At 67.5% G+C, this 24,579-nt stretch carries 15 protein-coding genes and 3 pseudogenes; 8 read left to right on the top strand and 10 right to left on the bottom strand.

All coding sequences use genetic code 11. The features are described 5' to 3' along the window. The first annotated feature begins 52 nt into the window (after positions 1–52). Complete coding sequence (locus ACIGJO_RS16295; RefSeq protein WP_399958979.1) at positions 53–6,127, top strand: RHS repeat-associated core domain-containing protein; 6,075 nt, start codon at positions 53–55, stop codon at positions 6,125–6,127. Continuing rightward, positions 6,124–6,459, top strand: a complete 336-nt coding sequence (locus tag ACIGJO_RS16290; protein ID WP_399958266.1) for a hypothetical protein — start codon at positions 6,124–6,126, stop codon at positions 6,457–6,459. The genes ACIGJO_RS16295 and ACIGJO_RS16290 overlap by 4 nt, the downstream gene beginning before the upstream one ends. A gap of 129 nt (positions 6,460–6,588) precedes the next feature. On the opposite strand, the gene ACIGJO_RS16285 is transcribed toward ACIGJO_RS16290, so the two are convergent. Both ACIGJO_RS16285 and ACIGJO_RS16280 read right to left on the bottom strand, forming a co-directional pair. Continuing rightward, positions 6,589–6,786 carry a hypothetical protein gene (locus tag ACIGJO_RS16285; protein WP_399958263.1) on the bottom strand — a complete coding sequence of 66 codons (198 nt, stop codon included), beginning with the start codon at positions 6,784–6,786 and terminating at the stop codon, positions 6,589–6,591. 861 nt (positions 6,787–7,647) lie between these two features. Further along, positions 7,648–7,881: pseudogene (locus ACIGJO_RS16280) on the bottom strand (tyrosine-type recombinase/integrase); the annotation flags it as partial. Between ACIGJO_RS16280 and ACIGJO_RS16275 the strand changes: the two are divergent. The 3 genes and pseudogenes from ACIGJO_RS16275 to ACIGJO_RS16265 all read left to right on the top strand — a co-directional run. Continuing rightward, positions 7,881–8,437: pseudogene (locus ACIGJO_RS16275) on the top strand (transposase); the annotation flags it as partial. The pseudogenes ACIGJO_RS16280 and ACIGJO_RS16275 sit on opposite strands and share 1 nt — an antisense overlap. A gap of 157 nt (positions 8,438–8,594) precedes the next feature. After that, the gene (locus ACIGJO_RS16270) at positions 8,595–9,344 is read left to right on the top strand and encodes a transposase family protein (RefSeq protein ID WP_399958260.1); all 750 of its coding nucleotides are present in this window, start codon (positions 8,595–8,597) and stop codon (positions 9,342–9,344) included. A gap of 404 nt (positions 9,345–9,748) precedes the next feature. Beyond that, positions 9,749–9,976 (top strand): annotated as a pseudogene (locus tag ACIGJO_RS16265) (AraC family transcriptional regulator); the annotation flags it as partial. Positions 9,977–10,482: 506 nt separating this feature from the next. On the opposite strand, the gene ACIGJO_RS16260 reads toward ACIGJO_RS16265, so the two are convergent. Then, positions 10,483–11,403 (bottom strand): Dyp-type peroxidase, encoded by a 921-nt coding sequence (locus ACIGJO_RS16260; RefSeq protein ID WP_399958257.1) that lies wholly within the window; start codon positions 11,401–11,403, stop codon positions 10,483–10,485. A 1,758-nt stretch (positions 11,404–13,161) separates the two neighbouring features. Between ACIGJO_RS16260 and ACIGJO_RS16255 the strand changes: the two genes are divergently transcribed. Then, the gene (locus ACIGJO_RS16255) at positions 13,162–13,710 is read left to right on the top strand and encodes a zinc-binding dehydrogenase (protein ID WP_399958254.1); all 549 of its coding nucleotides are present in this window, start codon (positions 13,162–13,164) and stop codon (positions 13,708–13,710) included. 74 nt (positions 13,711–13,784) lie between these two features. On the opposite strand, the gene ACIGJO_RS16250 is transcribed toward ACIGJO_RS16255, so the two are convergent. From ACIGJO_RS16250 to ACIGJO_RS16235, 4 genes are all read right to left on the bottom strand, one after another. Continuing rightward, the gene (locus ACIGJO_RS16250) at positions 13,785–15,305 is read right to left on the bottom strand and encodes a hypothetical protein (RefSeq protein WP_399958251.1); all 1,521 of its coding nucleotides are present in this window, start codon (positions 15,303–15,305) and stop codon (positions 13,785–13,787) included. A gap of 563 nt (positions 15,306–15,868) precedes the next feature. Continuing rightward, complete coding sequence (locus ACIGJO_RS16245; RefSeq protein ID WP_399958248.1) at positions 15,869–16,285, bottom strand: universal stress protein; 417 nt, start codon at positions 16,283–16,285, stop codon at positions 15,869–15,871. Position 16,286: 1 nt separating this feature from the next. After that, positions 16,287–17,786, bottom strand: a complete 1,500-nt coding sequence (locus ACIGJO_RS16240) for an APC family permease (RefSeq protein WP_399958244.1) — start codon at positions 17,784–17,786, stop codon at positions 16,287–16,289. A 117-nt stretch (positions 17,787–17,903) separates the two neighbouring features. Then, entirely contained in the window at positions 17,904–19,124 is a 1,221-nt protein-coding gene (locus ACIGJO_RS16235; protein ID WP_399958241.1) for a saccharopine dehydrogenase family protein, read from the bottom strand. 241 nt (positions 19,125–19,365) lie between these two features. On the opposite strand from ACIGJO_RS16235, the gene ACIGJO_RS16230 reads away from it, so the two are divergent. Next, positions 19,366–22,242, top strand: coding sequence for a hypothetical protein (locus ACIGJO_RS16230; RefSeq protein WP_399958238.1), 2,877 nt, complete (start codon positions 19,366–19,368; stop codon positions 22,240–22,242). A gap of 182 nt (positions 22,243–22,424) precedes the next feature. On the opposite strand, the gene ACIGJO_RS16225 is transcribed toward ACIGJO_RS16230, so the two are convergent. After that, positions 22,425–23,318: an acyl-CoA dehydrogenase gene (locus tag ACIGJO_RS16225; RefSeq protein ID WP_399958235.1), complete on the bottom strand. Its 894-nt coding sequence runs from the start codon at positions 23,316–23,318 to the stop codon at positions 22,425–22,427. On the opposite strand from ACIGJO_RS16225, the gene ACIGJO_RS16220 reads away from it, so the two are divergent. Further along, the gene (locus ACIGJO_RS16220) at positions 23,317–23,448 is read left to right on the top strand and encodes a hypothetical protein (protein WP_399958232.1); all 132 of its coding nucleotides are present in this window, start codon (positions 23,317–23,319) and stop codon (positions 23,446–23,448) included. The two genes, ACIGJO_RS16225 and ACIGJO_RS16220, sit on opposite strands and share 2 nt — an antisense overlap. An 83-nt stretch (positions 23,449–23,531) precedes the next feature. Here the strand turns inward: ACIGJO_RS16220 and ACIGJO_RS16215 are convergent, their stop codons facing one another. Continuing rightward, positions 23,532–23,936 (bottom strand): SHOCT domain-containing protein, encoded by a 405-nt coding sequence (locus ACIGJO_RS16215; protein WP_399958229.1) that lies wholly within the window; start codon positions 23,934–23,936, stop codon positions 23,532–23,534. A gap of 98 nt (positions 23,937–24,034) precedes the next feature. Continuing rightward, positions 24,035–24,529, bottom strand: a complete 495-nt coding sequence (locus ACIGJO_RS16210) for an FBP domain-containing protein (RefSeq protein ID WP_399958225.1) — start codon at positions 24,527–24,529, stop codon at positions 24,035–24,037. Between the last annotated feature and the right edge of the window lie 50 nt (positions 24,530–24,579).

Genomic DNA, 24,579 nt, shown 5'->3' with positions numbered 1-24,579 from the left:
CCTGAGCTTCCATCTCTCCGGCTCGACGTTTGGTGGCGACCTGCAGCTGCGGATGGTCTCTCCCCAGGACATCGAGCTCGACCAGGTCCGGGTGCGCCCCGGCAAGCTCTTCGACTGGGATCTCACCGACCTGCCGGTCTCCGGAACGTATTCCCTGGTCATCAAGCCGTACAGCTCGGCTACGGGGCCGGGGTCTGTCACGGTCACCGCGTCTCAGGCTCTGGCGGTCGGCAGGCTCTCCCCGACCGACGCGACGCCTGCCAACGTCAGCCTCAACAGGCCAGGACGACTCGCGAAAGCCACCTTCGAGGCACAGAAAGGCGACGACCTCTCGATCGGTGCGCTCGACAGCACCTTTACCGGCGCGGCCTACGTCACGGTGCAGGCACCGTCCGGTGAGACTGTCGGCTGGGGAGGGACCTATGTCCCCGCCGGAGCCTCCGCAACAGTCGGGCTGGGAGACTTGCCGGAGACGGGAACCTACATCGTCACCGCCAACCCAGACCCAGGGGTCACCGGAACGCTGGGACTTCTCCTGTCGGCGGACGTCAAGGTATCTCTTTCACCGGACGCGGCATCGGTACCAGCGGTGGTGGCGCGGCGTGGGCAGCTGGCGCGAGCGGAGTTCACCGCCCCGCCCGGCGGAATCGTGGGGCTCGGCGTCACTGACGTAACCATCCCGATGAATTCGACCCTTCAGGCATGGGACGCCGACGGAAATATCGTCGAGGGGCTCGGAACCGTCTTCGCGAACAGCGACGGTGCTCTGCACCTGAACGACCTGACCCCTGGAGACGACTACACAGCGGTGCTCCAGACGTATGTGGCCTCCACCGGGTCGGTGAAGTTCTGGCTTTCGACTCCCGTGACAACCACGCCCCTCACCACTGGCAGCACCAGCACACAAGCGGAACTGACACGACCGGGTCAGCAGCTCATCGTTCCCGTTCTCGCCGCGGACCACAGCGGCATCTCGGCCATCGTGTCGGGACCGGTTGCGCTGAAGGGCATGGCCTCGGTCTCCAGGGTCACACCCGACGGCCAAATCATGACAGGCATCGGCACAATCGGTACGTCGGGAGAGACCGGGGTTGCTCTACCCGCGCCTCTCCCCGAGGGAACACACCTGGTTCTGGTCCAACCCTGGCGCACAGCCATGGGCACCGTGACCGCATCACGGCTGGCCGGAGTGAACGCCGGAACACTGGCGCTGGGCGGGGCCAAGCAAACAGCAGTGATCTCCCAGCCGTACCAGCACGCCTACTTCACCTTCACAGTCGAGTCGGAGGATGGGGCCGGTCCCGACGTCGAGGTGGAGGCACCATCACCGTTCGCCTGGTCCGCGACGCTGGTTGACTCAGCCGGTGAGGAATGGGGATCGGTACATCTGTCCCAGTCGACTCTCTCAGCATCATTGCGATTCCTCGAGCCGGGCACGTACACGTTGGTGGTCGAGCCGGTAGGCCCGTCGACCGGTCAGATCACTCTCGGCATCAAGGACCGATTCGCGGCCGCAGCGAAGAGCAGAGACGACACGAGCGATACGGCAGGAATTGTTCCCAAGGGTGCGGACGCCTGGCAGCCGGGCAAGCAGCAGACAACCGGCCGGGACTGGGTGACAGGCCGCGGTCACGGGCCGAAAGCCCCGCAGGGCCTTCGTTCGCCCCCGGGCAGAACGGCGTTGACCGGTCACATACTGAAGCTGGACGGGAAACCCCTGGCAGAGGTCACCGTCTCCGTCGGCGACAAGACGGCCAGAACTGACTCCCGCGGCAGATTCCTGCTGGCCGGCATCAGTCCCGACGCGAAGACCCTGGTGGTCGACGGCTCGACAGCGAACACGAGGAAGCGTCAGTACGGCCGCTTCGATATACACATCGGCCCGAAGCGCGGCCAGAGCGTCGATCTCGGGTTCCCGGTCTGGATGACGCCCCTCGACACCAGGAACACGGTGAGCTTCGCCGCCCCGGCGAAGTCCGACGTCGTGCTGAAGACGCCGAAGATCCCCGGGCTCGAAGTCCGTATCCCCAAGGGTTCAGTGGTCCGGGACGAGAAGGGCAAGCCGGTCACGGAGCTGGGGATCACCGCCATCCCCATCGACCGGCCGCCCTTCCCGCTGCCCGAGAACAGCGTCGTGCCGGTGTACTTCACCGTGCAGCCGGGCGGCACGTACGTCTTTCCCAAGGGCGCGCAGGTCATCTATCCGAACTACACACGCGAAGCCCCCGGCACCCGCGTGGAGTTCATGGACTACGACCCGAAGAAGAAGGGCTGGTACGTCTACGGCCACGGGAAGGTATCTGCCGACGGCCGCCAGGTCGTGCCCGATGCCAAGACACGGGTCTGGGCCTTTCACGGTGCGATGTTCAACATCCCCGACTGGCTTCCCTGGGACCTGCCGTGGGTGAAGGACGTTGTCGACTGGCTGTCCGGCGACCCCGTCGACCTGTCCACCGGAATGCTGACCGACTCGCGTACCGACCTGGCGGTGTCCGACTCCCGCGGCCCGGCCGAAGTCACCCGGACCTACTGGCAGGGCGACACGCGAACCCGCGCCTTCGGTATCGGACGGGACCTCTCCTACAACGTCTTCCTGCACTCGAAGAAACAGTACGAACAGGTCGACCTGTACCTGCCCGGCGGCCAGTCGGTCCCCTTCGTACGCACCTCGCCCGGCACGGGCTACTCCGACGCGGTCTTCGAACCCTCCGGAACCCCGTCCGGATACCACGGATCGAAGATCGTGTGGGGCGACGACGGAACGTGGCACCTGAAGTTCCGCGACGGCACCACCTGGATCTTCCCCCAGTACGCGCCGCTGAAGGAGATACGCGACCGGCACGGCAACGCCGTACAGCTGACGCGCGCCGGCAACAAGGGCGAGATCACGCAGATCTCCACCCCCGGTGGCCGCTGGATCTCCCTCGCCTACGACACCAAGAAGCGCGTCTCATCGGTCCGTGACAACGCGGGCCGAACCACCTGGTACACCTACGACACCACCGGACGCCTGGACACCGTCAAGGACCCCGCAGGCAAGATCAGCCGCTACACCTACGACGGCACCTCCAACCGCATCAAGACAGCAGCGGACGCTCGCGGCGTCACCTACATGACCAACATCTATTCGGGCGGGCGGGTCCAGGAGCAGACGCTCACCGAGGGTGCCAAGTACACCTTCGTGTACACCCTGACCGGCGCGGGCAAGGTCACCTCCACGACGGTCACCCAGCCCGGCGGATCCGTGAGGAGAGTGGAGTTCGACGCGGACGGCTACGGGATCAAGGACACCCAGGCCCACGGCAGCTCCCTCGCCCGCACCACCCAGTACCACCGGGGGCCTCGCCACCGCGTGGACGCGGTCACCGACCCGTACGGCCGCCGCACCGAACTCACCTACGACACCAACGGATACATCACCCGCACCACCGAGCTCGCGGGAACGCCACAGGCACGCCAGTCCGGCACCGCGGTCTACGACGGTCCGTACGACCAGCCCACCGCCCTCACCGATCCGTTGAACAACACCACGATCCTCGGCTACGACGCCGAGGGCGATCTGCGGACTGTCACCGACCCCGCAAACCGGAAGACCGCTCTCACCTACACCCCTGACGGGCAGGTGAAGACGGTGACCGACGCTTCCGAAGCGGTGACCGAATACACCTGCCTGAACGGTGAGGTGGTGTCGGTCAAGGACGCGGAGGGCCGCACCACCAGCCAGTTCCTCGACGCGGCAGGGCGGCCGTCCGCGCTGACCGACGCGGCAGGATCCCTCACGACTCTCACCTACGACGCTCTCAACCAGACGCGCAAGATCACTGATCCGCTCGGTCAAACCACCGCCCTGGACTACGACGAGAACGGCAACCTGACCACCCTCACCGACGCCCGCAACAACCCCACCGTCTGGGAGTACGACAACGCAGACCGGGCCAAGTCGGCGAAGGATCCGCTGGGAGCACAGGCGCTGTTCGGCTATGACGCCGCGGGCAACCTGGCGAAGGTGACCAGCCGCTCCGGCCAGATCGCCACAGCCGAGTACGACCTGCTGGGACGGGCGAAGAACACCAAGTACGGCGTGAACGTGGCCGGCACGGCCGAGTCCACCGCCACCTACGTCTACGACGCGGTCGACCTGCCGAAGACGATCACAGACACCCAGGCCGGGACACAGACCTTCGCGTACGACACATACGACCGGCCGAAGACGGTCACCGGACCGACCGGAACGGTCGCCTACGTCTACGACGCGGCGGACCGGCGCACAGAGATGACCGCGGCCGGGAAGACCACGCTCTACGGCTACGACGCCTCCAGCATCCTCACCTCCGTCACCTCCGGCGACCAAGTGGTCACCTTCGGCCTGGACGCGGTGGGCCGCGAGAAGACCGCCGCACTGCCCGGCGGGATCACCCGTACCACCACCCTAGACAAGACGGGCACCGTCAAGAACATCGGCTACGCCAAGGGCGCGGCCGGCATCGGTGACCTCACCTACGCCAGGGACGTGCGCGGTCTCCAGACCGGCCTGTCCGGCGGTCTCGCCTCGGTCGCGCTGCCGGCGGCGGAGACAGGCGCGGTGTTCGGGAAGGACAACCGGGTCACCACCTTCAACGGCCGCTCCTTCACCTACGACGCCGACGGCCGGCTCAAGAACGACGGAAAGCGCACCTATACCTGGAACGCCCGCGGCCAGCTGTCCGGACTCACCGCGACCGGCGGAGTGTCCAGTCTGTTCACGTACGACGCACTGGGCACCCGCACCGCGAAGGCCCTCGGCACCACCACGAAGAAGTACCTGACCGACGGCTCCAACCCGCTTGTGGAGCAGGACGCCGCAGGGGCGGCGACGGCCACGGTCGCGACATCCGGCCTGGACGAGTACCTGACCCGCACCGAGAACAACGCGACGCAGATCTACCTCACCGACGCGCTGGGCACCGTCGTCGGCCTGGCCAACACCGACGGCACCGTCGCCACCCGCTACACCTACGACCCCAACGGCCAGCCCACCGCCTCGGGCGCCGCATCCTCCAACCCCTACACCTTCACCGGACGCGAATCCGACGGAACAGGACTCCTCCACTACCGCAACCGCTACTACGACCCGGAGTCCGGCCGCTTCATCTCCCAGGACCCGATCGGCCACGCGGGCGGCATCAACCTCTACCAGTACGCCCTCAGTTCCCCCACCACCTACACCGACCCCTCCGGCAACAACCCCATGCTCGCGGGCTGCGTCATCGGCGGCCTCTCCGAAGCCGGCCTCGACTGGCTCGGCCAACGCCTCTCGGGCCGCAAAGCCAACTGGGGCCAGGTCGGCACCTCCGCAGCCATGGGCTGCGCAACCGGCATGCTCGGTGCGGCGGGCGCGGCCAAGTGGGCCTCCCTCGGCAAGTGCTTCAAGGCCGGCAACAGCTTCACCTCGGACACACCGGTCCTCCTGGCGAACGGCACCCGTAAGCCGATCAAGGACATCCGGATCGGCGACGAGGTCCTGGCCACCGACCCCGAAACAGGTGAAAGCGGCCCCCGCCCCGTCACCGCCCTGATCAAGGGCACCGGTGACAAACAACTGGTCGACATCACCCTCGACACAGGCACAACCCACACCCTGACTGCCACGGACGGCCACCCCTTCTGGGTCCCCGCTCTGAACCGCTGGATCGAAGCCGATCAACTCACCGCCGGCCAATGGCTCCAGACGAGCAACGGCACCTGGGTGCAGATCACCGCAGTCACCCACCACACCACAACCACCACGGTCTACAACCTCACCGTCGCAGACCTCCACACGTACTATGTGCTGGCGGGCGAGACTCCGGTACTCGTTCACAATTCAGGTCCGTGTGATGTCCCGCTGAAGTCACTACATCCAGACAGTTCGCTCGATAAGAGTTCGTTGGACTTCTGGCACAAGCAAGATACGGACGACATTACCTTCTCCTTGCGGCCGGGAGCACATGAACCACTGATCGCCAAGCCGGACGGAACGATCATGAATGGAAATACCAGGGTCGCGGTTCTGCGGTCGCGTGGATACGACGTCGATTCATTGCCTCGCGAGCCCTATGGTGGCGGTCGACGGATGACGGACGAAGATTTCTGGGACATGGACCAATGAACATTCGAGACCAAGTTCTGGCGATCCTGAACTCGGAGTCCAAGGAGGCGTTCCTGCTGGCCATGGGGCATCGGCTCGGTATCTCGGCGCGCGATATCTTCACCGAAGACGGATCGCATGAGTTGCGGCAGGCTCAAGCCTGCAACGAGATGATGATCTCTATTTGGTCGCAGGTGTGGGCGATCAAGGAACCCCAGGCTAACGGCTACCCGGACGCGGATTTCCTTTCAGTCCTGCTGGGCAAGGCTGACTCAGGAAACGCGCGGCCACATCTTCGGAATGCGATTGAAAGTGCATTGCTTTCAATGCGTGACGCAGGGGTGGAAGATTAGCCCAGCTCCGAGGGGGCTTAAAGCGCCCAAGGGTGAAATAAGCGGACGCTGAGGAGCCCCGCCGGAGAATGTTCCGGCGGGGCTCCTGGGGTCTTGACGGCAACGGTGACGGCAACAGTGACGGCAACGTCAGCGGACGACTGCTGCGGCGGGTGGGTCGTCACGGTCGTCGTCCTCGGCACTGAGGGCGTCGCCCAGGGTGTCGATGGCTTGGCGCTGGAGTCGGAGCCGGACGTGGGCGTAGACGATCAAAGCCTGCCCGAGTTGCCGGCCAGCGTACGGCCCCCTGACCATGCCCGACTCCAACCCGAACAGGACACCGGCCAAAGCCCACTCCGCCGCCCTCACGCGCGTAGCCGCCTGACAGCAACGCCGACGGCAACAGGGCCGCACAACACGGCACTTCCACGCACTGGCCGAATTTCGCTGACCTGCGAAAACGCAGATGACAGCACCTCAGCACGCACACGTACTATGTGCTCGCTGGTGCCACCCCGGTCCTCGTTCACAATTCCGGTGGAATGGACGGGTGTTCCGACGCTGCCTATCAAGGTGTTCTGCATATTGGTGACGAAGTCGCCAAGGGAAATGTGAGTCACCGTCTGGGAATGGTTGACGACGAGCTCGCAGATTATCTTGACATGTATGCAAATAGTGGCACGGGGAAGGCGATTAAGGTGGAGGAATGGGATGGTATGATTCAGGCCGTGGAGTCATGATTATTCAGCGCGGCGCATACTCGATGACAGCCTTCAAGACGTCGGCCGAAAACTTCCTGTCCCGACTCGACCCGAACGGGTGATGTATGCAGCTCAAGCGCGATAAAAACAGCTTCATGCTCACCTTGACGGAGGTTGAGCTTGGCCGACTCCTCACCTGTGTAATCGAATCAGCAGAAGCATTGTCCCGTAGCGAATTCTTCATCCGCACTGGATGGGCTCGCGATGATGTGCGATCCGCAATCTCCTCCTTCGGCAGAGTATCGAAGGGGGAACTCGGTGAGATTTCGATCGATATTCCAGAACCGCAAGAAGAGATTGAAAATCCGAGGCGCCCTAGGGATCGGTAATAGGTCGTCGCCTTCGCTCGCGGATTTTTTGTTCATACCAATGAATGAACACAGAGGCCACGCCGGAATTCTCTCCGGTGGGGCCTCTGGGGGTCTGACGGCAGTAATTGACGGCAACGTCAGCGATGGGCGCTGCACAAAGTGGCGGTTCGTCGCTGTCGTCGGGCCGCAGGGTCGCGCGGGGCGTTGCCAAGGGTATCGATGGCTTGGCGCTGGAGGCGAAGTCGGACATGAGCGTAGATGCTGGCGGTGACGCCGATGTGGGCGTGGCAGAGGAGTTCCTTGATCACGACAAGGTCGACACCCTGTTCCAGGAGCGGGGTGGCGGTCGAGTGCCGGAGGTCGTGAAAGCGTTGTGAGGGAAGTCGAGGGCCGGGATGCCGAGCCGACCGCCTGCATCCTTGACGCCCAGAGCATCAAGACCTCCGCGAACGTGCCGGCGTCAGGCCAGGGCATCGACGCGGGCAAGAAGATCGCAGGCCGCAAGCGCCACATCGGCGTCGACGCACTCGGCCTCCTCCTGGCCGTGCTGGTCACGGCCGCTGGCGTCTCCGACAACGTCGCCGGCATCCACGTGCTCTCGAACATCGCCATGGACCACCCTCGCGTCACCAAAGCCTGGGCCGACACCGGCTACCGCAAGGTCATCGAGCATGGCGCCCGCCTTGGCATCGACGTCGAAGTCACCCGCCGAGACCCTGCCTAGAGGGGATTCAAGGTGTTTCCGCGGTGTTGGGCCGTCGAGCGGACCTTCGGCTGGCTCGTGCACTACCGCCGCCTCGCCGCGACTACGAAACCCACCCGCACCGCTCCGAGGCCATGATCCACCTCGCGCTGATCGACCTGATGAGCCGCAGGCTCACCCGAGAAGCGACACTGGAAGTATTCATAGTCGCCGGGCCACGCTGACCGGCGCGTCCTCGCCCCTCATCGCCTGCGGCCAGCGGTCATTGAGCTGTTTCGGAGTCGCCACTGATCGGGTGATGCCGGCGGTGTGCGCAACGCACGAGGCTCCCGTGCCGTTGGGGGAGGTGTTCGGTCTCACCCCACAGGCACAGGAGCCGCGTTGGTTCCGTATTCAGCCGCACTCGACCTGCCTCATGCCCTGGTCGAGTGGGTCACCACGCTCATCGTCACCCGCGAGGGTGACCGCCGCTGCAAGCTCCCGCCGCACCAGCGTGCCCTGGTCGGCCTGGTTTACCTGCGGCGGCACGACACTCTCGCCCAACTCGCTGCCGGGTTCGGCATCTCCGTCGGCACCGCGCACGCCTACGTGGCAGCCGTCGTCGACATGCTGGCCGACCACGCGCCCGGCCTGCTGCGCACTCTGCGCGAGGCCGACCCTGACCACGTTCTGCTCGACGGCACTCTGGCGGAGCGCGACCGGGTCGGCGACAGCCGGGCCGACTACTCCCACAAGCACCGCCGACATGGGGTGAACGCGCAGGTGGTGACCGATCCGGTTGGGCGGCTGCTGTGGATCTCGCCTGCACTGCCCGGCCGCACGCACGACCTGACCGCGGCCCGCACTGCCCGGATCATCCGGATCTGCGAGCGTCAGGGCGTTCCAGCCCTGGCAGACCGCGCCTGCGTGGGAGCCGGACCGTGGGTGACGACGCCCCTCAGGCGCCCACCGGGCCATGGCCTCACGCCCACCCAACAGACCGTCAACCGCGTGCTGTCCGCGGCACGGGCTCCGGTCGAGCGTGGTGTCGCACGGCTGAAGTCGTGGCGGATCCTCCGCAAGGCCCGGTGCAGCCCGAATCGAATGTCGTCAATCGCTGCAGCCGTCCTCACCCTGGAGCGGCAACGCTGAACCCAAGGCACCGATCTATCGCGATGGGAGTCCGACGAGATCCAGGCCGTTGTTCGATGCGCTGCTGCAGCGCGGTCCTGGGATCGGCGGCGGGTTCGGGCTGAGGCGGTTCGGCCGAACCGTGGGCGTCAGCCGCCTCCGCCTCCGCCGCTGGTGTTGTCCGGACCGAGGTCATACTCCCGGCTCTGGTTCGCGCCGGATCCCCAATGCTCGTAGCAGATGAGCCCCGCCCCGATGAGCACGACGATCCCCGTAGCTATCAGCGATATCCATGCGCCGGCGTCCATGTTTGCGGATGTACCCACCGCTGTCAGTGCGAAGCCTCACCCGTGCCTCCATCGATCCGGAGCGGTCCAGTGGGCGTTGTCAACTTGGCTGACATGCCGGGTGCCTGAGACGATTTTCTCCACATCGTGCGGACGGACCACGGCAACGAGGCGGCAGGGGCCCTGGCCCGCCGACTGGTGGTCCCGCCGCGCCCCTCGGCCGGTCAGGAGCGCTACCTCGACAGGTCTTTACCGGAGGAGATCGGCGCCGACCCGCTCGCCAAGGTCGTCGCCTGGGCGCTGGAGCACCTCCACGAGCAGTTCGGCGTGGGGACGCCGGCCGCGCGGGCGTACATGAGCTGTCGTGACCCCGGCGTCACTCGGCCGCGGCCACGTTGAAAAGGCTCATTGATGACACACGCCGCTTCCCCGCACGCGCCACAGGCTGCCTCCCGTTCCGGCAGCTACCAGTGGTCAGACGGTGACATGCCTAGTTCCTGGATCCCGCACAGAGTCTTGTCGAAGATGCCAAAAGCGTGGGAGGCGCCGACGGCAAGGCCATCCGCGACGGCCCTCTCCCAGCGCATCTCCATCGACAGATACGGAGGTCACGAGATCTCGAACCACTCGCCGCCCACCTGCGTGGCGGCATAACACCACGAAAAGGTCCAGATCTCTTGCTTCCAGACCGTCGGGCGCACCGGCCACCGCCACATCGCCTGTCCGCACACATCACACTCGCGGGCGGATCCTCACACGTCGGCAGGGTCCGCCCCAAGCAGCTGACATCATGCCAGCTATCAAACACCCCCGCCAGGACAAAACGCTCTTTGCAACCGTCCAACTGCACCCGGAGACGGGCGGGACGCGGCTCAGTGCGTGAGTGCGTCCATCCAGCCGTCGCCGTGCGGAGGAACGAAGAAATACCCACCGCCGGTGGTCAGCAGGTACTTCGCCATGGATTCCCCTTCCAGTCGTTTCTGGGTTGCTTCGAATCCTTGGGTCAGGTCTCGCTGGAAACAGGAGAATATGATCCCAGTGTCGCCGTTGCCCTGGTCGTAGCTGTAGCTGCGCCTCACGATCGGTGGTGAGTTGCGGCGGTCAGGAGCTGCGAGACGTACATGTGAATCAAGCGGGGTAAGCCTGCCCGTCGGATCGGCCGCATAGTTTGGCCGCTCGTCGACGGGTGTGCCGTCAAGCCATCCACCGTCGCGTCGGCGGCCGATGATCCGTTCCTGTTCATCTATTGAGTCTTTGTCCCATAGGTCCGTCGCGAACCGGATGATGCGCACAACTTGATAGCTGCCGCCCACAGCCCACTGAGGCTCGTCCTGATCGGCAGCGGTGAGCGCGCGGTCGAGGGATTCCCTCTCGGTGCCGGGATTGCCGAAGCCCTCAGTGAAGCGGAACGGGTTACGGGCGAGGCCCCTGCCGCCCTCGACTCGGTTGGCGGGACGAGAGCCATCGATGTGCCACCGAACGTTCCAGTGAGGGGAGGTGGCATTTCTGATGCGTTCGACGGCCTTCCGTACCATTGCGGCTCTGTTGCCCGCGACGTGCACAAGAATGTCTCCGTGCGACATCGAAGGCTCAAGAAGGTCGCCCGCGAAGTGCGGCATCGCCTTGAGCTGACGGGGAAGCGAATCCTTGGTCCCGAAAAGTGTCGCCCCAAGAGCGAACCCCACAGATGTGCCTGGCTCAGCGGCAGCGTGAACCCGTTTCACGAGTTCGCTCAGCCCGCCCCGATGCTGTCCAATATCGAGCGCGATCAACGCCGCGTGCCGCTCCGGCAAGACTCCACGCAACTGGGCTGGTATGTCGGCCGAATCGCTAGAAGAAGCATCAGGACCTGTGCTTCCCCTGCCAGCCAACCCGTAGGCAGCTGCACCTCCACCTGCTAGAGCAACTGCCATGCCCGAAGCCATCAGGTTTCTACGCCGTACCACTTCGACCTCACTCACTCCGATGAGCCCGTTGCCTCATCATTTCTCACCCTGTCAACCGAAGTCCGAACGCAACAGTGCTTTTACGGACTGTTCTCTGGAACACCCGTTGATGCCCGGCATCGTTCGGCAGGGCAGGTCTGACGACAAGGAGCCGCTGGTGCCAGTTCGCATTCCGCCATCGTGTCGCCGCAGTTCTCGGTGACCAAGCGTGGGAGAGAAGCGAGGCGGCGGTTGGGCACTCGTGATTCGGGTTGTACGCGACCGTGAACCATCCGAATGAACGTCTGCTGGAAGTCCTCGCGGGAGCCAGCAGCTCCCCGCGTTCCGCCAGGCGCCTGGTCTTCGAGCGCGCCCCCTTGACTTTCGCCGGGGTCGTCTGAAGGCCCAGCCCACCGCGATCTCCCCGGGCTTGGGCGGCCCTTGGCCTGCAGTGGCCCTCCTCGACCACACCCAGAACCCGCTGGTGATTCCGAGGTCAGCACCGTCATCGGCAGCCTGTCCCGCCACGGCGGCGCCGTCGAGCCCGGCACCGATGCAGGCGAGGGCACTGTTGCTCTGCTCGGTCTTGGCCTGGATTCGGCCACGCCAGTCGTCCCGCCCGGGGAGACGATCAACGCCTCCCGCACGATCACCCGCCGGTCCAGCTTCATCTCCGCGGCCTCAACGCCTCGGCCATCCGAGCGGCTTCCTCCCGCAGGCCCTCCACCCGCACACGTGCGGTCGTCTCTCTTTCCCCCCAGCATTCCCAGCACCGACGCCACCGCGCACGCCTCGGCCATCAAGCAGACCGGGACGCTGTACCCCTCCCTGGCCTGCGTGAGACCATGCCTGACCAACAGGAATCAAGGGTCACATTGGGCGTCCACGATCCGTATTCTGGTGAAGGTCTGGGTCTGGCCGAGGGCGGACGCCGAACCCTCCGTCATGCCTACGGCACCGAAGATCGGGATCTGAATCTTCGCCTGCTTGTCCTGGCGCGGCGCGCACGACCTGCGGAGCCTGGATGCCGAGCGGTCTGGCGGGCTGCCGGTGGCCTGCTCACGGAGGACCGCGTCACCTCGCGCCTTTCCGGAAGCCCGGCAGTGACCGGTGGCGAAGTGGCAGCGGCCTTTCAAGGCCGCCAGGTGTCATGCGGTGACAGGCCCTGGCGAGCCAGCCTCTTGACCCGGCGGCGGTCCCTGGACATGCGCGTCACGGACATGCCCCGTGGGGACCGGTCGGGGACCACCCCGGTATCCGCGCACTTGAACGGCACGCACGGCACTGCACACTATGCACCCTGATTTCTACTCAGTATGTGCAGATGAAAGGGACAGGCCCTACTCCTGGGGGTCAAGGGGTCGCAGGTTCAAATCCTGTCGTCCCGACTGGAGACAGTCGCAGATCAGGGCAGGTTTCGGAGAAATCCGAAACCTGCCCTGATCGTTTTTGGGGACCGGTGGGGAGACCTCTGCGCCGTCTACCCGTTGGCGGTCTCCTGCGGCGAGTGCGGGGCCTGCCGCAAGGGGTTGCCCTTCTCCTGCCGGCTGATGGGCTCGCTCGGGTCGAACGTGGAAGGCGGCGGGTCTGTCGGAGTTCACCACATGTGACGCGTCGAAGGCGCACGTGCTGCCGGATGGTGTGGACCTGCGGCTGGGCGCGCTCGTCGAACCGATGGCAGTGGGCCGGCACGCCGTCTCACGCAGCGGCGTCGAGCCCGGCGGCACCGCACTCGTCGCAGGAGCCGGGCCGATCGGGATCGGTTCCTGGTCCGCGCTCAAGGCTCGCGGCGTGGACAAGGTGCTGGTGTCCGAGCGGAGCGCGGACCGTCGCGCCGTGACGGCCGCGCTGAGCGCACGCGTGGTCGACCCCGCGAACGAGGATCTCGCCGCCGCCATCGCCTCGCTCACCGATGGCGACGGTGTGGATGTCGCGGTGGACGCCGCGGGCGCGGTCCCGGCGATCACCTCAACTGCCGCCGAGGAGAACAGCGCGCTGCTCCCAGGGGGCAGATCCCGGACGCGTCGGCGAACAGGTGGTCGAGGCCATCCAGCAGCGGCAGTTCGTGGTCGTCACCCATCGCGCGTGGGCACCATTCGTGGCACGCGCGCACGAGGAGATCGAGCGCGCCTTCGCCGAGTTTCGACGGCCGCCACGGTCCTGACCCGGTCCTGACCCGGTCGCGGCCGCCATGGCGGCCGGCGAGCGGACCATCTTCTCGTAGCGTCTCCCGCGTGCGAAACGCTCATTCAGTCCCTGACCTTGAGGAAACGCATCCGGGTCGCCCCATTGCTGTCGGTGCCGCCGGCCTCGGCGTCGGTGATCGTGCCGCCGGTGCGGACGAGCATCAGGTGCAGGCGGACCGTCCGGGGGCCTGACGTGACCGTGTACTCGGTCATGATGTGTGTGGTCCCGCCCTGCTGCTCCTGCTTTGCCGCGTTGATCGCCGCGATCTGGGTGAAGCTCGTCAGGAGGGTGTCTGTCGTCTCGTCCCTGAGCCAGCCGATGATGTAGCCGCTGCCGCCGGTGGCGGTGCCCAGCGCGTACCGGACATCGCTGTCGATGTGGTAGACCCCGGCCTCCGGGAGCACGATGTCGGACTCCGGGATCGGCACATCGACGCCGGCCCTGGCCAGGAGGTCGGCGTGCTGCCGTTCGGAGTTGAGGAACGCGCTCACCGGCGTGAGGCGGGCGCCGATCCTCCACCTCTCGGGGCAGCCGGGCATCTCGGCGACATCGATGTCCACCGACCGCTCCATACCGCTGTTGCTGCCCGGAGCGATGCCCGTCAGGTCGACCCGCGGCACGAGCAGGCCGCCGGTCGTGTTCCGCGCGGCGTTGCACGGGGACGGGTCCAGGGTGGGCGTGTCGGGCGCGTACAGACACCCGTCGCTGCCCCGGGTGAGGGCGTTGCCCCGGTCGGTGGAGATGCACGGGGGAGAGGCGGGGGAGCATCTGTCCTGGCAGGAGGTGTCCGGGACGACCGGCGGGACCGGGGTGTAGGGGGTCGAGCCGTCGAGGGTGTCGGTCGTGCACGTGAGCACACCGTCGCAGCCGCGGCAGGTCGTACGGAGGAACGGCCTGCCGCAGCCCGGGGCGGATGCCTGGACGGTGAGGACGAAGCTGTCGACGGTCCACTGCTTGGGGCCGACCCGGCAGGTGTCGTCATTGCCTGTTTCGAGGTTGAGCTCGACGACGATCCTTCCCGCGAGGACGTCCGCGAGGGACACGGTGGTCGGTGGAATGACGCCGTTGTCGTCACCACCCGCCGGGAGATCGGGCGGGCCGAGGAGATCGGTGCGGATCGGGTTCGTGCCGTTCCACAGGGCGAAGCGGCCGTAGAGCCGGCAGGCCGCGTCCGGGCCGTCGTTGTGGACGTGGACCGAGGCGCTGACCGTGACGCCGGTGGGGTTGCCGCGCACTGACGCGGGGTCGATGTGCACGACGCCGGCGAGCCAGGTGTGCCGGCCGTTGTGCGTCCCGTCGTCGGCCGGGAACGTGCCCGTACCGCCGTTCAGGATGGTCCGGGCGACGAGCGGGTCCAGTGCGGCGTGGGTGTTGGCGATGGTGTAGTACGGCGTCGGGTCGGTGCTGCTCGCGGTCGCCGCGACCCGGTACGGTGCGGAATCGCGCAGTGGGGTCGTCTCGCAGTGCTGGCTCGGCCTGGAGCCGGGACAGCCACCGTGGCCGCCGGCGGGCGGACAGCCCGCTCCGGCGGGCTGACAGCCGCCGATGACGACCGGGGACTGCCTGCAGCCGCATCCACTCATGGTTCAACTCCTGCTGTGAGGTGGGGTGGTGACAGCGGCGGTGTGCGCCATGGCTCTTCGGCGCCGTCGCGCCCGGGGCGGTGGCGGTGTGCCGGCTCGCCGGCCGCAGCAAACGAATGTCGGGCCGGGGCAGGCCCGTTGGGGGATTCCGGCGGTTCCGCGGCCGTTCGCGCAACCGGGCTGAGGAGGAAGGCGGTCCATCGGACCGTTCACCGGGCCGTGGCTGATAGGGCGCGTCGGTCGTCAACCAGCTGCGGGTTCCCTCAGCCGGTCACGCCCTTGAGGCGGGAAGCGGGGCGGCCCTGTCGGCCCCTCTGCGAGGGTCTGCCGCTGGGCAGACCGAGTGGGGGGCTCGGACATGGGCAAGTCTGAAGCTCAGTCACTTACCGTCTTCGTTACAGGACTCAATGTACTGTTCCAGCATCTGTCTGGCATTACTCCGTTAGGGTGGCCGACTTCACCGTCGAGGCACCACTCCGGGACTACCGGTCAACGCGATGCCCGCAGCACGCCGAGGCGGAGCCGGAGAACGCCGTTCCGCCGGCTGCGGTCGGCTGCCGTCCTCATTCCCCGGTCGGTACGCAGAGCACCGGCACCGTCGACAGATACAGCAGCTTGTGCGGGGTGGAGCCGAGCAGTGCCCCGCGCATCGGGCTCTCGCCCCAGCTGCCCACGACGATGACCCTCGCTCCGTGGCGTGCGGCGGCGTCGATCAACGCCTGCGCCGGTCTCTTGTCGATGACCTCGACGGTGGCCTGTACGCCTGCCTCCTCGGCCACCGTGACGCCGTGCTCAAGCCCCGTACGCCCGGCCTGGCGGATGGCCTCGTAGTGGGACCTGTACTCCTCGCCGGAGGGCCCGGGGGGCGCCGCCCCGTAGACCAGGACGAGCCGCTCACCGAACGCGGCGGCCACCTCGACCGCGATGCGCAGGGCGCGTGCGGCTCCGGGTGACTCGTCGTACCCGAGGACGACCGACATCTCAGGACTCCTTGCCGGGTACGAGATCGGGATCGACGACACTCCGGCGCTCGGTCCAGAACGCGGCCGACCGGAGCCGCCACACGGTCATGAGCACCACCCCGACGATGCTGATGCCGATGCCGATGACCAGCGGAGGGCCGAGCCCGAACCACGAGGTCCCGCTGTAGGAGTTCGCCGGGTCCGACATGTCCATCACCGACCGCACGAGCAGCCAGGTCAGCAGCCCGGCCCCGACCAGCGGGCCGAGGCCGATGAGGACGAAGTTGCGGACACTCCTGGTCAGATGGTGACGGTAGTAGACGACGCAGGCCACACCCGTGAGCGCGTAGTAGAAGGCGATGAGCAGGGACAGCGCCGTCAGCGAGTCGAAGAGGGCGTTCTGGCTGATCCGGTTCACGACGATGTACCAGGCGATGGCGATGCCCGCCACCCACCAAGTGCTCACGTCGGGGGTCCGGAAACGCGGGTTGATGCGTGCGAAGTGCGTCGGCAGCGCGTGGCGGCGGGCCATCGACAGCGCCGTGCGCGACGCCGGGATGATGGTGGTCTGGGTCGAGGCCAGCGCGGAGGTCGCGACCGCGAGCAGCACGATCCAGTCCCAGCCGCCCATCACGTCACCGGCGAGAAGGGCGAAGATGAACTCCTCCTCCGCGGCGTTGTCGGCCAGATAGGTCGTTCCGGCGAAGGCGACGACCGCGAAGCCGACGGACACGTAGGTCACCAGCAGAATGACGGTCGACCACACTCCGGCCCTGCCGGGAGCGCTGGCGGAGTCCTCGACCTCTTCGGTGAGATTGACCGCCGACTCCCAGCCCCAGTAGACGAAGACGCCCAGCAGCAGCCCGCCCGTGAGTGCCGAGCCGCCCGCACCGAAGGGGTTGAGCCACCCGGCCGAGGGCTTGACGGAATCGAACGACGTCGTACCGGCGTAGACGCGGTAGAGGGCCACGATCACGAAGACCAGAAGGAAGGCGACCTGTGCCAGGATGAGGACGTTCTGCACCTTCGCCGACAGCTCCGTCCCGATGACGCAGATGCCCGTCATGACGAGGATCAGGAGCACGGCGAGGAACTGGCGCACGAACGCGTTCTCCGCCCAGCTGTCGAGGCCGATGGCCATCAGGCCGAAACTGACGGCGACGTCCGCCAGGGAGCCGATCACCAGAACCCCGGTCATGGTGATGGCCCAGCCGCCGAGCCATCCGGTCCACGGTCCCATCGCACGGGTGACCCACGAGAATGTCGTGCCGCAGTCCTGATCGACCCTGTTCAGGTAGTAGAACGCGGAGGCGATCAACAGCATCGGCACGAACGAGGCGAAGAGCACCCCCGGGGCGTAGACACCGACGAGGGCCACGATCGGGCCGATGACGGCCGCCACGGAGTAGGCCGGTGATGTCGCGTTCAGTCCGATGACGAGCGCGTCGACGAAGCCGATCGCGTTCGGCTTCAGGCTCGCCGATGGTGTCGGCCGGGCAAGGTTCTCCGCCTCTGCCATGCTCCCTCGCTCCGGTCACGGTCCTGAAAGAACGAGCGAAATATACCGACTCCATGACATTTGGTGGCCTCTGGTTGTTTCTGTCAGGCGGAAGCACCCGGATGCCATCGGGCACGGTCACTGCTCACGCATGGCCCACGGTGCGCCGTATTCCGTCAGCAGATCGAGGAACGGCCGGGGCGGCAGGGCCTCGGGGCCCAGCACTCCGCTGCCGCTCCAGGTGCCGCGGGCCATGAGTTCGAGGGCGGCGACGGGGTTGATCGCGGTCTGCCAGACCACGGCCTGGGAGCCGTACTCCCGCATGGACCACTGGTTGTCGACCACGTGGTACAGGTAGACCTCTCTGGGGCTGCCGTCCTTGACGCCCTTCACCCAGGTACCCGCGCATGTCTTCCCGCTCATCCGCTCGCCGAGTCCGGCCGGGTCGGGCAGACAACCGGCGACGACATCGCGGGGGGACACCGCGACCGGGCCCGAGCCGCTGTTCACCTGGACGGGGTCCGTCCGGTCGAGGCCCAGCTTGTGGAGGGTCCGGAGCACCCCGATGAACTCGTCGCCGAGACCGTACTTGAACGTGACCCGCCGGGCCTTGAGCCATCGAGGTACCAGAAGCACTTCCTCGTGCTCGACATTGACGCACTCCACCGGCCCGATGCCTTCGGGAAAGTCGAAGGCCTCCGGCTCGCTGAAGGGGGCAGTGGTGAACCAGCCCCGCCCCTCCTCGTAGACGACCGGTGGGTTCAGGCACTCCTCGATGGTCGTCCAGATGCTGAAGGACGGGGCGAACGCGTAGCCCTCCACGACCAGGTCGGCGCCGTCACGAATGCCGATCTCCTCGATCTCGTCGAAGAGTTCGTCGGAGGCGTACCGGGCGAACACATCGGAGAGGCCGGGCTCGACACCCATGCCCACCAGGGCGAGGCGGCCGGCCGCCTCCCACTCGGCGGCCCGTTCGAACTGGGCGTCCCCGAGCTTGACCCCGCACTTCTCGTACGGCTGGGACGGGTGCGGCCGGGACAGGGACATGGCCATGTCGAGATAGTGCGCACCGTACGCCAGTGCCGCCTCGAACAGGGGCATGACGAAGCGGGGGTCGGTGGCGTTGAGCAGTACGTCGCAGCGGTGTTCTCCGAGGGCGGCGCGCACCGCCGCCGGGTCCGCGGCGTCCAGCCGTGCGGCGGTGAACCGATGCCCGTGTTCCCCGAGAGCCTCGACCGCGGCCTCCGCCCGCCCGAGGTCGTAGTCGGCGACCGTCATGTGTTCGAAGAACTGCCGGCGGGCCGCGATCCCGGTGATCGCCGTGCCCACGCCTCCCGCGCCGACCAAGAGGACACGCATGGGTGCACCACTCCTTCTCCGTGCTGCCGCGGCAGTGGGCGCGCCAGTGCCGTCCGGTGGGGCGAGGACGGTAACAGCCGGACGGCCCGGTGACGGGCAACCGCACGGGTGATGCCCTCGGTCCGCGGTATCCGTTTTCCGCAGGTTCGTCCGGCCGGGGCCGCGCCTCATGGGAGTGCTGCCGTGCCCCAGACACCAACTTGCTTTCACTTAAGAGGTGTTGTGCGGGAAACTTCCCGGGATGAGTGAGCTGACGGGGGCAGAGGGCGGCGCGGAGGACGGTGCGGAAGGCAGCGCGGGAGGTGGAGCGGAGGACGGGGCGGAGGGCGGGGCGGAGCGCCCCGGGCTGGGGCGTCATCGCCGTACCTACCGCCCGCGGCGCAGAAGGCCCTCCGCGTACGCGCTGCTCCTGCTGAAGCTGGCCCCCTTCTCGGCCCTGACCTACCTCCTGACGATCCTCCTCGGGGTGTTCCTCGGCTGGGCGGTTTCCGTTGCAGCCGTTGTCGCCGAAGCGCTCGGCGGGCTGGCGCTGCTGGGGCCGTTCGCCGTCCGGACGCTGTGGTACCGGCGGCACACGGGAGTGGAGTTCCGCCTCTACGAGAAGGGCCTCGTCGCGATCGCGGCCGACGCCGCGGAAGCGGTCTATCCCTGGCAGTCGGCCACTGTCTTCACGAACGGCTCGCATCGCTACAAGCTGTCCAACCCCGAGGGCACGGTCGTCACGCTCGGGGCGGCGGACCGCGGCCCCGTACTCGGCGGGGAGAGGATCCGGGGCCTGCGCACCCGTACGGTGATCAGGGGTGCCCAGCTCCCGCAGGAGGAGGAGTGGGGGCCGGCGATCCGGCAGGGTGTCCGGGACGCGCAGCTGGCCCCGGCCGCCGTGACGGTTCTGGGCGGCGGTGAAGTCTCCTTCGGAGACCTGGTGCTGAGCCAGGACGGGCTGACCGTGCGGCGCAGGCGGGGCCAGGACGACTTCACTGCCTGGGAGGACGTCGACGCGCTCTCGCTGACAGCTGAGGGCTGCCTCCTGGTCGCCTCGCGGGGCAGCGACTTCCCGACCCGTTTCGTATGGCCCGCGTACCGGATACCCAATCTGGAGATCTTCCTCGACCTCGCCCGTCAGCTGCGCGAAAGCAGGCCCCGGGCCGCACGCGCTCCGGACGCGCCGAGCCCGGACGCGCCGGCTCCGGACGAACCGGCTCCGGACGCGCCGAGCCCGGACGGACCGGCCCCGGACGCACCGACCCCCACCCGACCCGCGTCGGCCGCCCGTGATGACGAGGAACCCCCGGAAGGCGAGGGTTCCCCGGACGACGAGGCATCCCCGGACGTGCCGGAACTCCTGGGCCTGTACGTCACCTTCGGGGTGGGCGCGTGGGCGGCCTGGCGCCTGGGCACCCGGCAGGAGATCGACGGGCTGGGGTCCGCACTCCTCGCCGCCGTCAGGGTGGTCCTCGGCGGATTCTTCGGTGCGGTCTTCGGCCTGCTTCTCGCGGCAGCCGTCATGATCGTGCCGAAGGTCGCGGGCCTGCTGCTCGTCGAACCCCTGATCCGCTGGATCCGGCACCGCCGGTACGTCGCGGCGGCCGCCCTCGCCCTTCTCTCGGTCGTCCCGCCGGTGGTACTGCTCCTCTTCCTGTTCCGCACCGTCCCCGCTCGTCTGGTCCCCCTGGTCGCGCTGCTCTTCTTCGGCGGCTGGACGCTGCTGCTCCTGGTGAGGCGGTGCGGTGCGTCCGAACGCCTGGTCGTGCGCCACCTTCCGGATCTGCCCGGTGTGTTCCTGGTCGTCCTCGCCGTCGAGCAGCTCGTCTCCGGCGACGTACTGACGCTCACGCCGGCCGCCGGGTTCTTCTTCCCGCTCGCCGTCGGGCTCTCCTGGCGCGGCTGGCGAAAGCTGAAGGAGTCGACGCGGCCGACGGTGCAGGCGGTGGCCGACATCGCCCTGTCCGTGGAACTCGGCCTGGTGCTGACCGTGCTCATGGTGTGGCTGGCCAACGTGCTGTCCTTCACCCCGTCCCAAGTCACCGTGGTGCGCGGCGTGGTGGAAAGGATCCAAGAACTCACCGAGGTGGACTGGCTGTACTGGCTGGCGGCCTACACGGTGCTGGCTTCCGGCAGTTACGCCGTACTGCGCTGGCCGGACCGTGTGGCGCGGGTCCGACAGCGGCTGCGCCCGGCGCGCTTCGGCGAGTCCCGGCTGCCGCTGGGGATCACCGTCAACTTCGCACGGCGGTCCCTCTCGGGGGTCAGCGTCGGCATCATGGTCGCGCTGCTGTTCCCCGTCTCCCTGGTTCCGGTGTCCGAGGGCGCGTGGAAGCGGCCGGTGGCCGAGAGATACGCGCTGGAGGTTCAGCGCGGGCAGTACGCCGAGGGCGCCGCGGCCGCGTACGAGGAGATCCACCAGCAGGTCGTGGCGCATCCCCGGGCCGCCGCCCGTCTGAGGGCCGTGATTCTCGCCGTGCACCGGGCCGCTCCTTCGCCCCCCGGAGAGCCCGTGAACCGGACGGCGCTGGACATAGCCCGGCAGGTCGGCCGTTTCCAGGCCGGCGCTCTCGCTCTCGACGACCCGGAACCACCACCCGCCCAGAGTCCGGAGGCCGACGACCTCGACGGCCGGCTCGATCAGCTCGACGAGAGCCAACAGCGCACCGCGGAGCGGGAGGAGAGGACCGACCGGTTCGCCGAGCTGGCCTCCCTCGCGATCACCCGCTCCTTCGACGCCCTCGACCTGGGCGACAACCAGGCCGTACAGCTCCTCAAGGAGTACCTCGGCGGACTGGTGGAGGACGGCCCGGTGAAGAAGATCTTCCACCAGTACGGCGAGGGAATCGGCCGGCCCCCGCCCGACGGCGGCCGCCTCGTGAGCATCGACGTCCGCCGCCTGACGGCGGTGGCCTACGACCGCACCCGGGCGGCGGTCGAACGCGCCGACGCCGGCCTGCTCGTCTTCTACGGCCGGTTCGGCATCGGCATCCCCACCGAGGACATGTCGCTGACGCCCGCGATCGACCTGGCGAACCAGCACCGGTATCTGCGGCAGGGCACCGGCCCCTGCACCGGCTGCGTCAGTTCCACGACCAGCGGTTCCGGCACGGGCGGAGGGGGTGGCCGGCGCTGAGCCGAGGCGGTCCACCGCGTGTGCCGTGCCCTGTGTCACGTACCGCGTGCCCCCCCGGACCGGGTGTGCGGAGGACGGCCGGCCGCGCGCACCGGGTGGTGAGCCCCGCGCCGAAGGCGACGGGGAAGCGGGCGGCGGGGCCGCGGTGGTCGTATGAGGGGCCTTCCGGTGCCGCCGGCGGGTCAGTGATTGAACGCGAGGAGTTTGGCGATGCCGTTGCGCTGGATCTCGGACGTCCCGGTGAGGATGCGGAACATGCGGATCTTGCGGAACAGGAACTCGATCTCGGTTCCCCGAGTGAGCCCCTCCTTGCCGTGGATCTGCACGGCCTCGTCGAGGATGCGGAAGGCGGACTCGGCGACGAACAGCTTGCACATGAACGCTTCGGCGTGCGCCTCGCGGCCCTCGTCGAGCGCGGCGAGCGCGGCGTACGTCATGGAGCGCGCGGCGTAGAACTCGGTGGCCATGTCGGCGACCTTGTGCTGGATGGCCTGCATCATGAGCAGCGGCTGTCCTCCGGCGACCTTGCGCGTCCGGGTCCGCTCCAGTGTGAGAGCGATGGCGCGGCGGGTGGCGCCGAGCACGGTGGGGCAGTGGAGCAGACGGTTCGTGGTCACCCGGCCGAGGGCGATGCGCATGCCCATGCCCTCCTCGCCGAGCAGGTTGGCCGCGGGGACGTGGCAGTCGTCCAGGACGATGTCGCTCTCGATGTGTTCGCCGGACATCGGTGTCGCCCCGTCCTCGACCCGGCAGCCGGGACTGTCGAGGTCCACCAGGAAGGCGGAGAACAGCGGCTTCTCGCCCTCCTGCTCACCGGTCCCGGCCATGCGGGCGACCACGATCGCGAAGTCGGCGAACGGGCCGGCGGAGGAGAAGACCTTGTGCCCGGTCAGCCGGTATCCCGCGCCGTCGGGAACGGCGACGGTGCGCATGGAGCGGACGTCGGAGCCCGCGTCGGTCTCGGTCAGGGAGAAGCAGCAGGCGCGCTCGCCGCGGATCAGCGGCCGCAGATATGTGTCCAGCTGGTACTCGGTGGCGTGCTTGAGGATGTCGCCCGCGCGCAGGGGGCCGCCCATGTCGCCCAGGACGGAGTGCGCCAGTACCCGCCCGCAGGCCCCGGCCTCCTCCTCCGCCGTGCCGGCCGCCCCGCTGGTCCAGGCGTTCGTGCGGATCGGCGAACACCTCTGCGGGATCTCCCGACCATGACCCGAGGCCGTACCGGGGAGATCTCCGGTACGGCCTCAGGGATGTCCGCAGGGGGTGCCGCGTATCCGCGGGGGCCTCGCGCGTCAGGCGAGAAGCTTGGCCTTGGCCTTCTCGTACTCCTCCTGGCTGATGTGGCCCTTGTCCTTCAGTTCGGCGAGTCTGGCGAGGTCGTTCACATGGCCGGCGCCGCCGGCCCCGCCCTCCGTGCCCGCCGCCTGTCTCACGTACTGGCGGAACGCCGCCTCCGACTCCTTGACCTGCTTGGCATCCCGTTCGCTCATGCTGCGGCCCCGGACGATGAGGTAGACGAGAACGCCGATGTAGGGCAGCAGGATCACGAGGACCAGCCAGCCCGCCTTCGCCCAGCCGTTCAGCGTGTGGTCCCTGAAGAGGTCCGACACCACCTTGAACAGCAGGAAGAACCACAGCACCCAGAGGAACAGGAACAGCATCGTCAGGAAGAGGTTCAGCAGCGGGTAGTCATCCATGGGTGCCTGCTCCAATCACGCGAATGGTGATTTATTCATACAGCTAGCCTCTTTATGGCGCATCCGTAGGCGTCCGATCGGGTTACGGGGCGGGCGGTTCAGCCCGCGAGCGTGTCCAGGAAGGCGAACAGCTTGTTCCGGGTGCGCTCCACCTGCTGTTCCACGGTCAGGGACTCCTCGAAGCGCGCCCCGGGGGCGGGCACCTTCTTGCCCCGCACGTACAGCGAGCAGTCCAGGTCGGTGCAGATGTAGATCCCGACCGAATTCCCGTCCCGGCCCGCCTGGCCCCGCTTGCGGGCGGTCATCAGGGAGACGCCGTTGCCCGGGTGGGTGGTCAGACAGACCGCACACATGCTGCGGTGGAGGAAACCGCGCTGGTGGGAGGGGAAGCGCAGGGTGATGCCGATGAGCGATCCCCGCAGTTCGGTGACGATGTAGCTGCGGTCCGGTGCGGAGAGGTCGCGCCAGCCCAGGAAGTCCAGATCGTCCCAGCGGCGTTCGTCCAGATCGCGGGGAAGGGGCAGGCGCTGGGCCTCACCCTTGGAGCAGTTGACGAAGGACGCGCGGATTTCCCGCTCACTGACGGCTCTCATGAGGAAGACGCTATTGACGCCTATGACCTCTAGGCAAATGGTTAAAGTGT

This window comes from Streptomyces sp. NPDC079020, assembly GCF_044542225.1.
In the GTDB taxonomy this organism is placed as follows: domain Bacteria; phylum Actinomycetota; class Actinomycetes; order Streptomycetales; family Streptomycetaceae; genus Streptomyces.
The sequence above is the reverse complement of the archived record's forward strand: the minus strand, read 5'-3'. Positions and strand labels throughout refer to the sequence as shown.

What these genes read in the sequence shown, in the direction of transcription:
- ACIGJO_RS16295 (WP_399958979.1), top strand. Translation starts at nt 53, where the DNA reads ATGGTCTCTCCCCAGGACATCGAGCTCGACCAGGTCCGGGTGCGCCCC.
- ACIGJO_RS16290 (WP_399958266.1), top strand. Translation starts at nt 6,124, where the DNA reads ATGAACATTCGAGACCAAGTTCTGGCGATCCTGAACTCGGAGTCCAAG.
- ACIGJO_RS16250 (WP_399958251.1), bottom strand. Translation starts at nt 15,305, where the DNA reads ATGAGTGGATGCGGCTGCAGGCAGTCCCCGGTCGTCATCGGCGGCTGT.
- ACIGJO_RS16245 (WP_399958248.1), bottom strand. Translation starts at nt 16,285, where the DNA reads ATGTCGGTCGTCCTCGGGTACGACGAGTCACCCGGAGCCGCACGCGCC.
- ACIGJO_RS16240 (WP_399958244.1), bottom strand. Translation starts at nt 17,786, where the DNA reads ATGGCAGAGGCGGAGAACCTTGCCCGGCCGACACCATCGGCGAGCCTG.
- ACIGJO_RS16235 (WP_399958241.1), bottom strand. Translation starts at nt 19,124, where the DNA reads ATGCGTGTCCTCTTGGTCGGCGCGGGAGGCGTGGGCACGGCGATCACC.
- ACIGJO_RS16230 (WP_399958238.1), top strand. Translation starts at nt 19,366, where the DNA reads ATGAGTGAGCTGACGGGGGCAGAGGGCGGCGCGGAGGACGGTGCGGAA.
- ACIGJO_RS16220 (WP_399958232.1), top strand. Translation starts at nt 23,317, where the DNA reads ATGTCGCCCAGGACGGAGTGCGCCAGTACCCGCCCGCAGGCCCCGGCC.
- ACIGJO_RS16225 (WP_399958235.1), bottom strand. Translation starts at nt 23,318, where the DNA reads ATGGGCGGCCCCCTGCGCGCGGGCGACATCCTCAAGCACGCCACCGAG.
- ACIGJO_RS16215 (WP_399958229.1), bottom strand. Translation starts at nt 23,936, where the DNA reads ATGGATGACTACCCGCTGCTGAACCTCTTCCTGACGATGCTGTTCCTG.
- ACIGJO_RS16210 (WP_399958225.1), bottom strand. Translation starts at nt 24,529, where the DNA reads ATGAGAGCCGTCAGTGAGCGGGAAATCCGCGCGTCCTTCGTCAACTGC.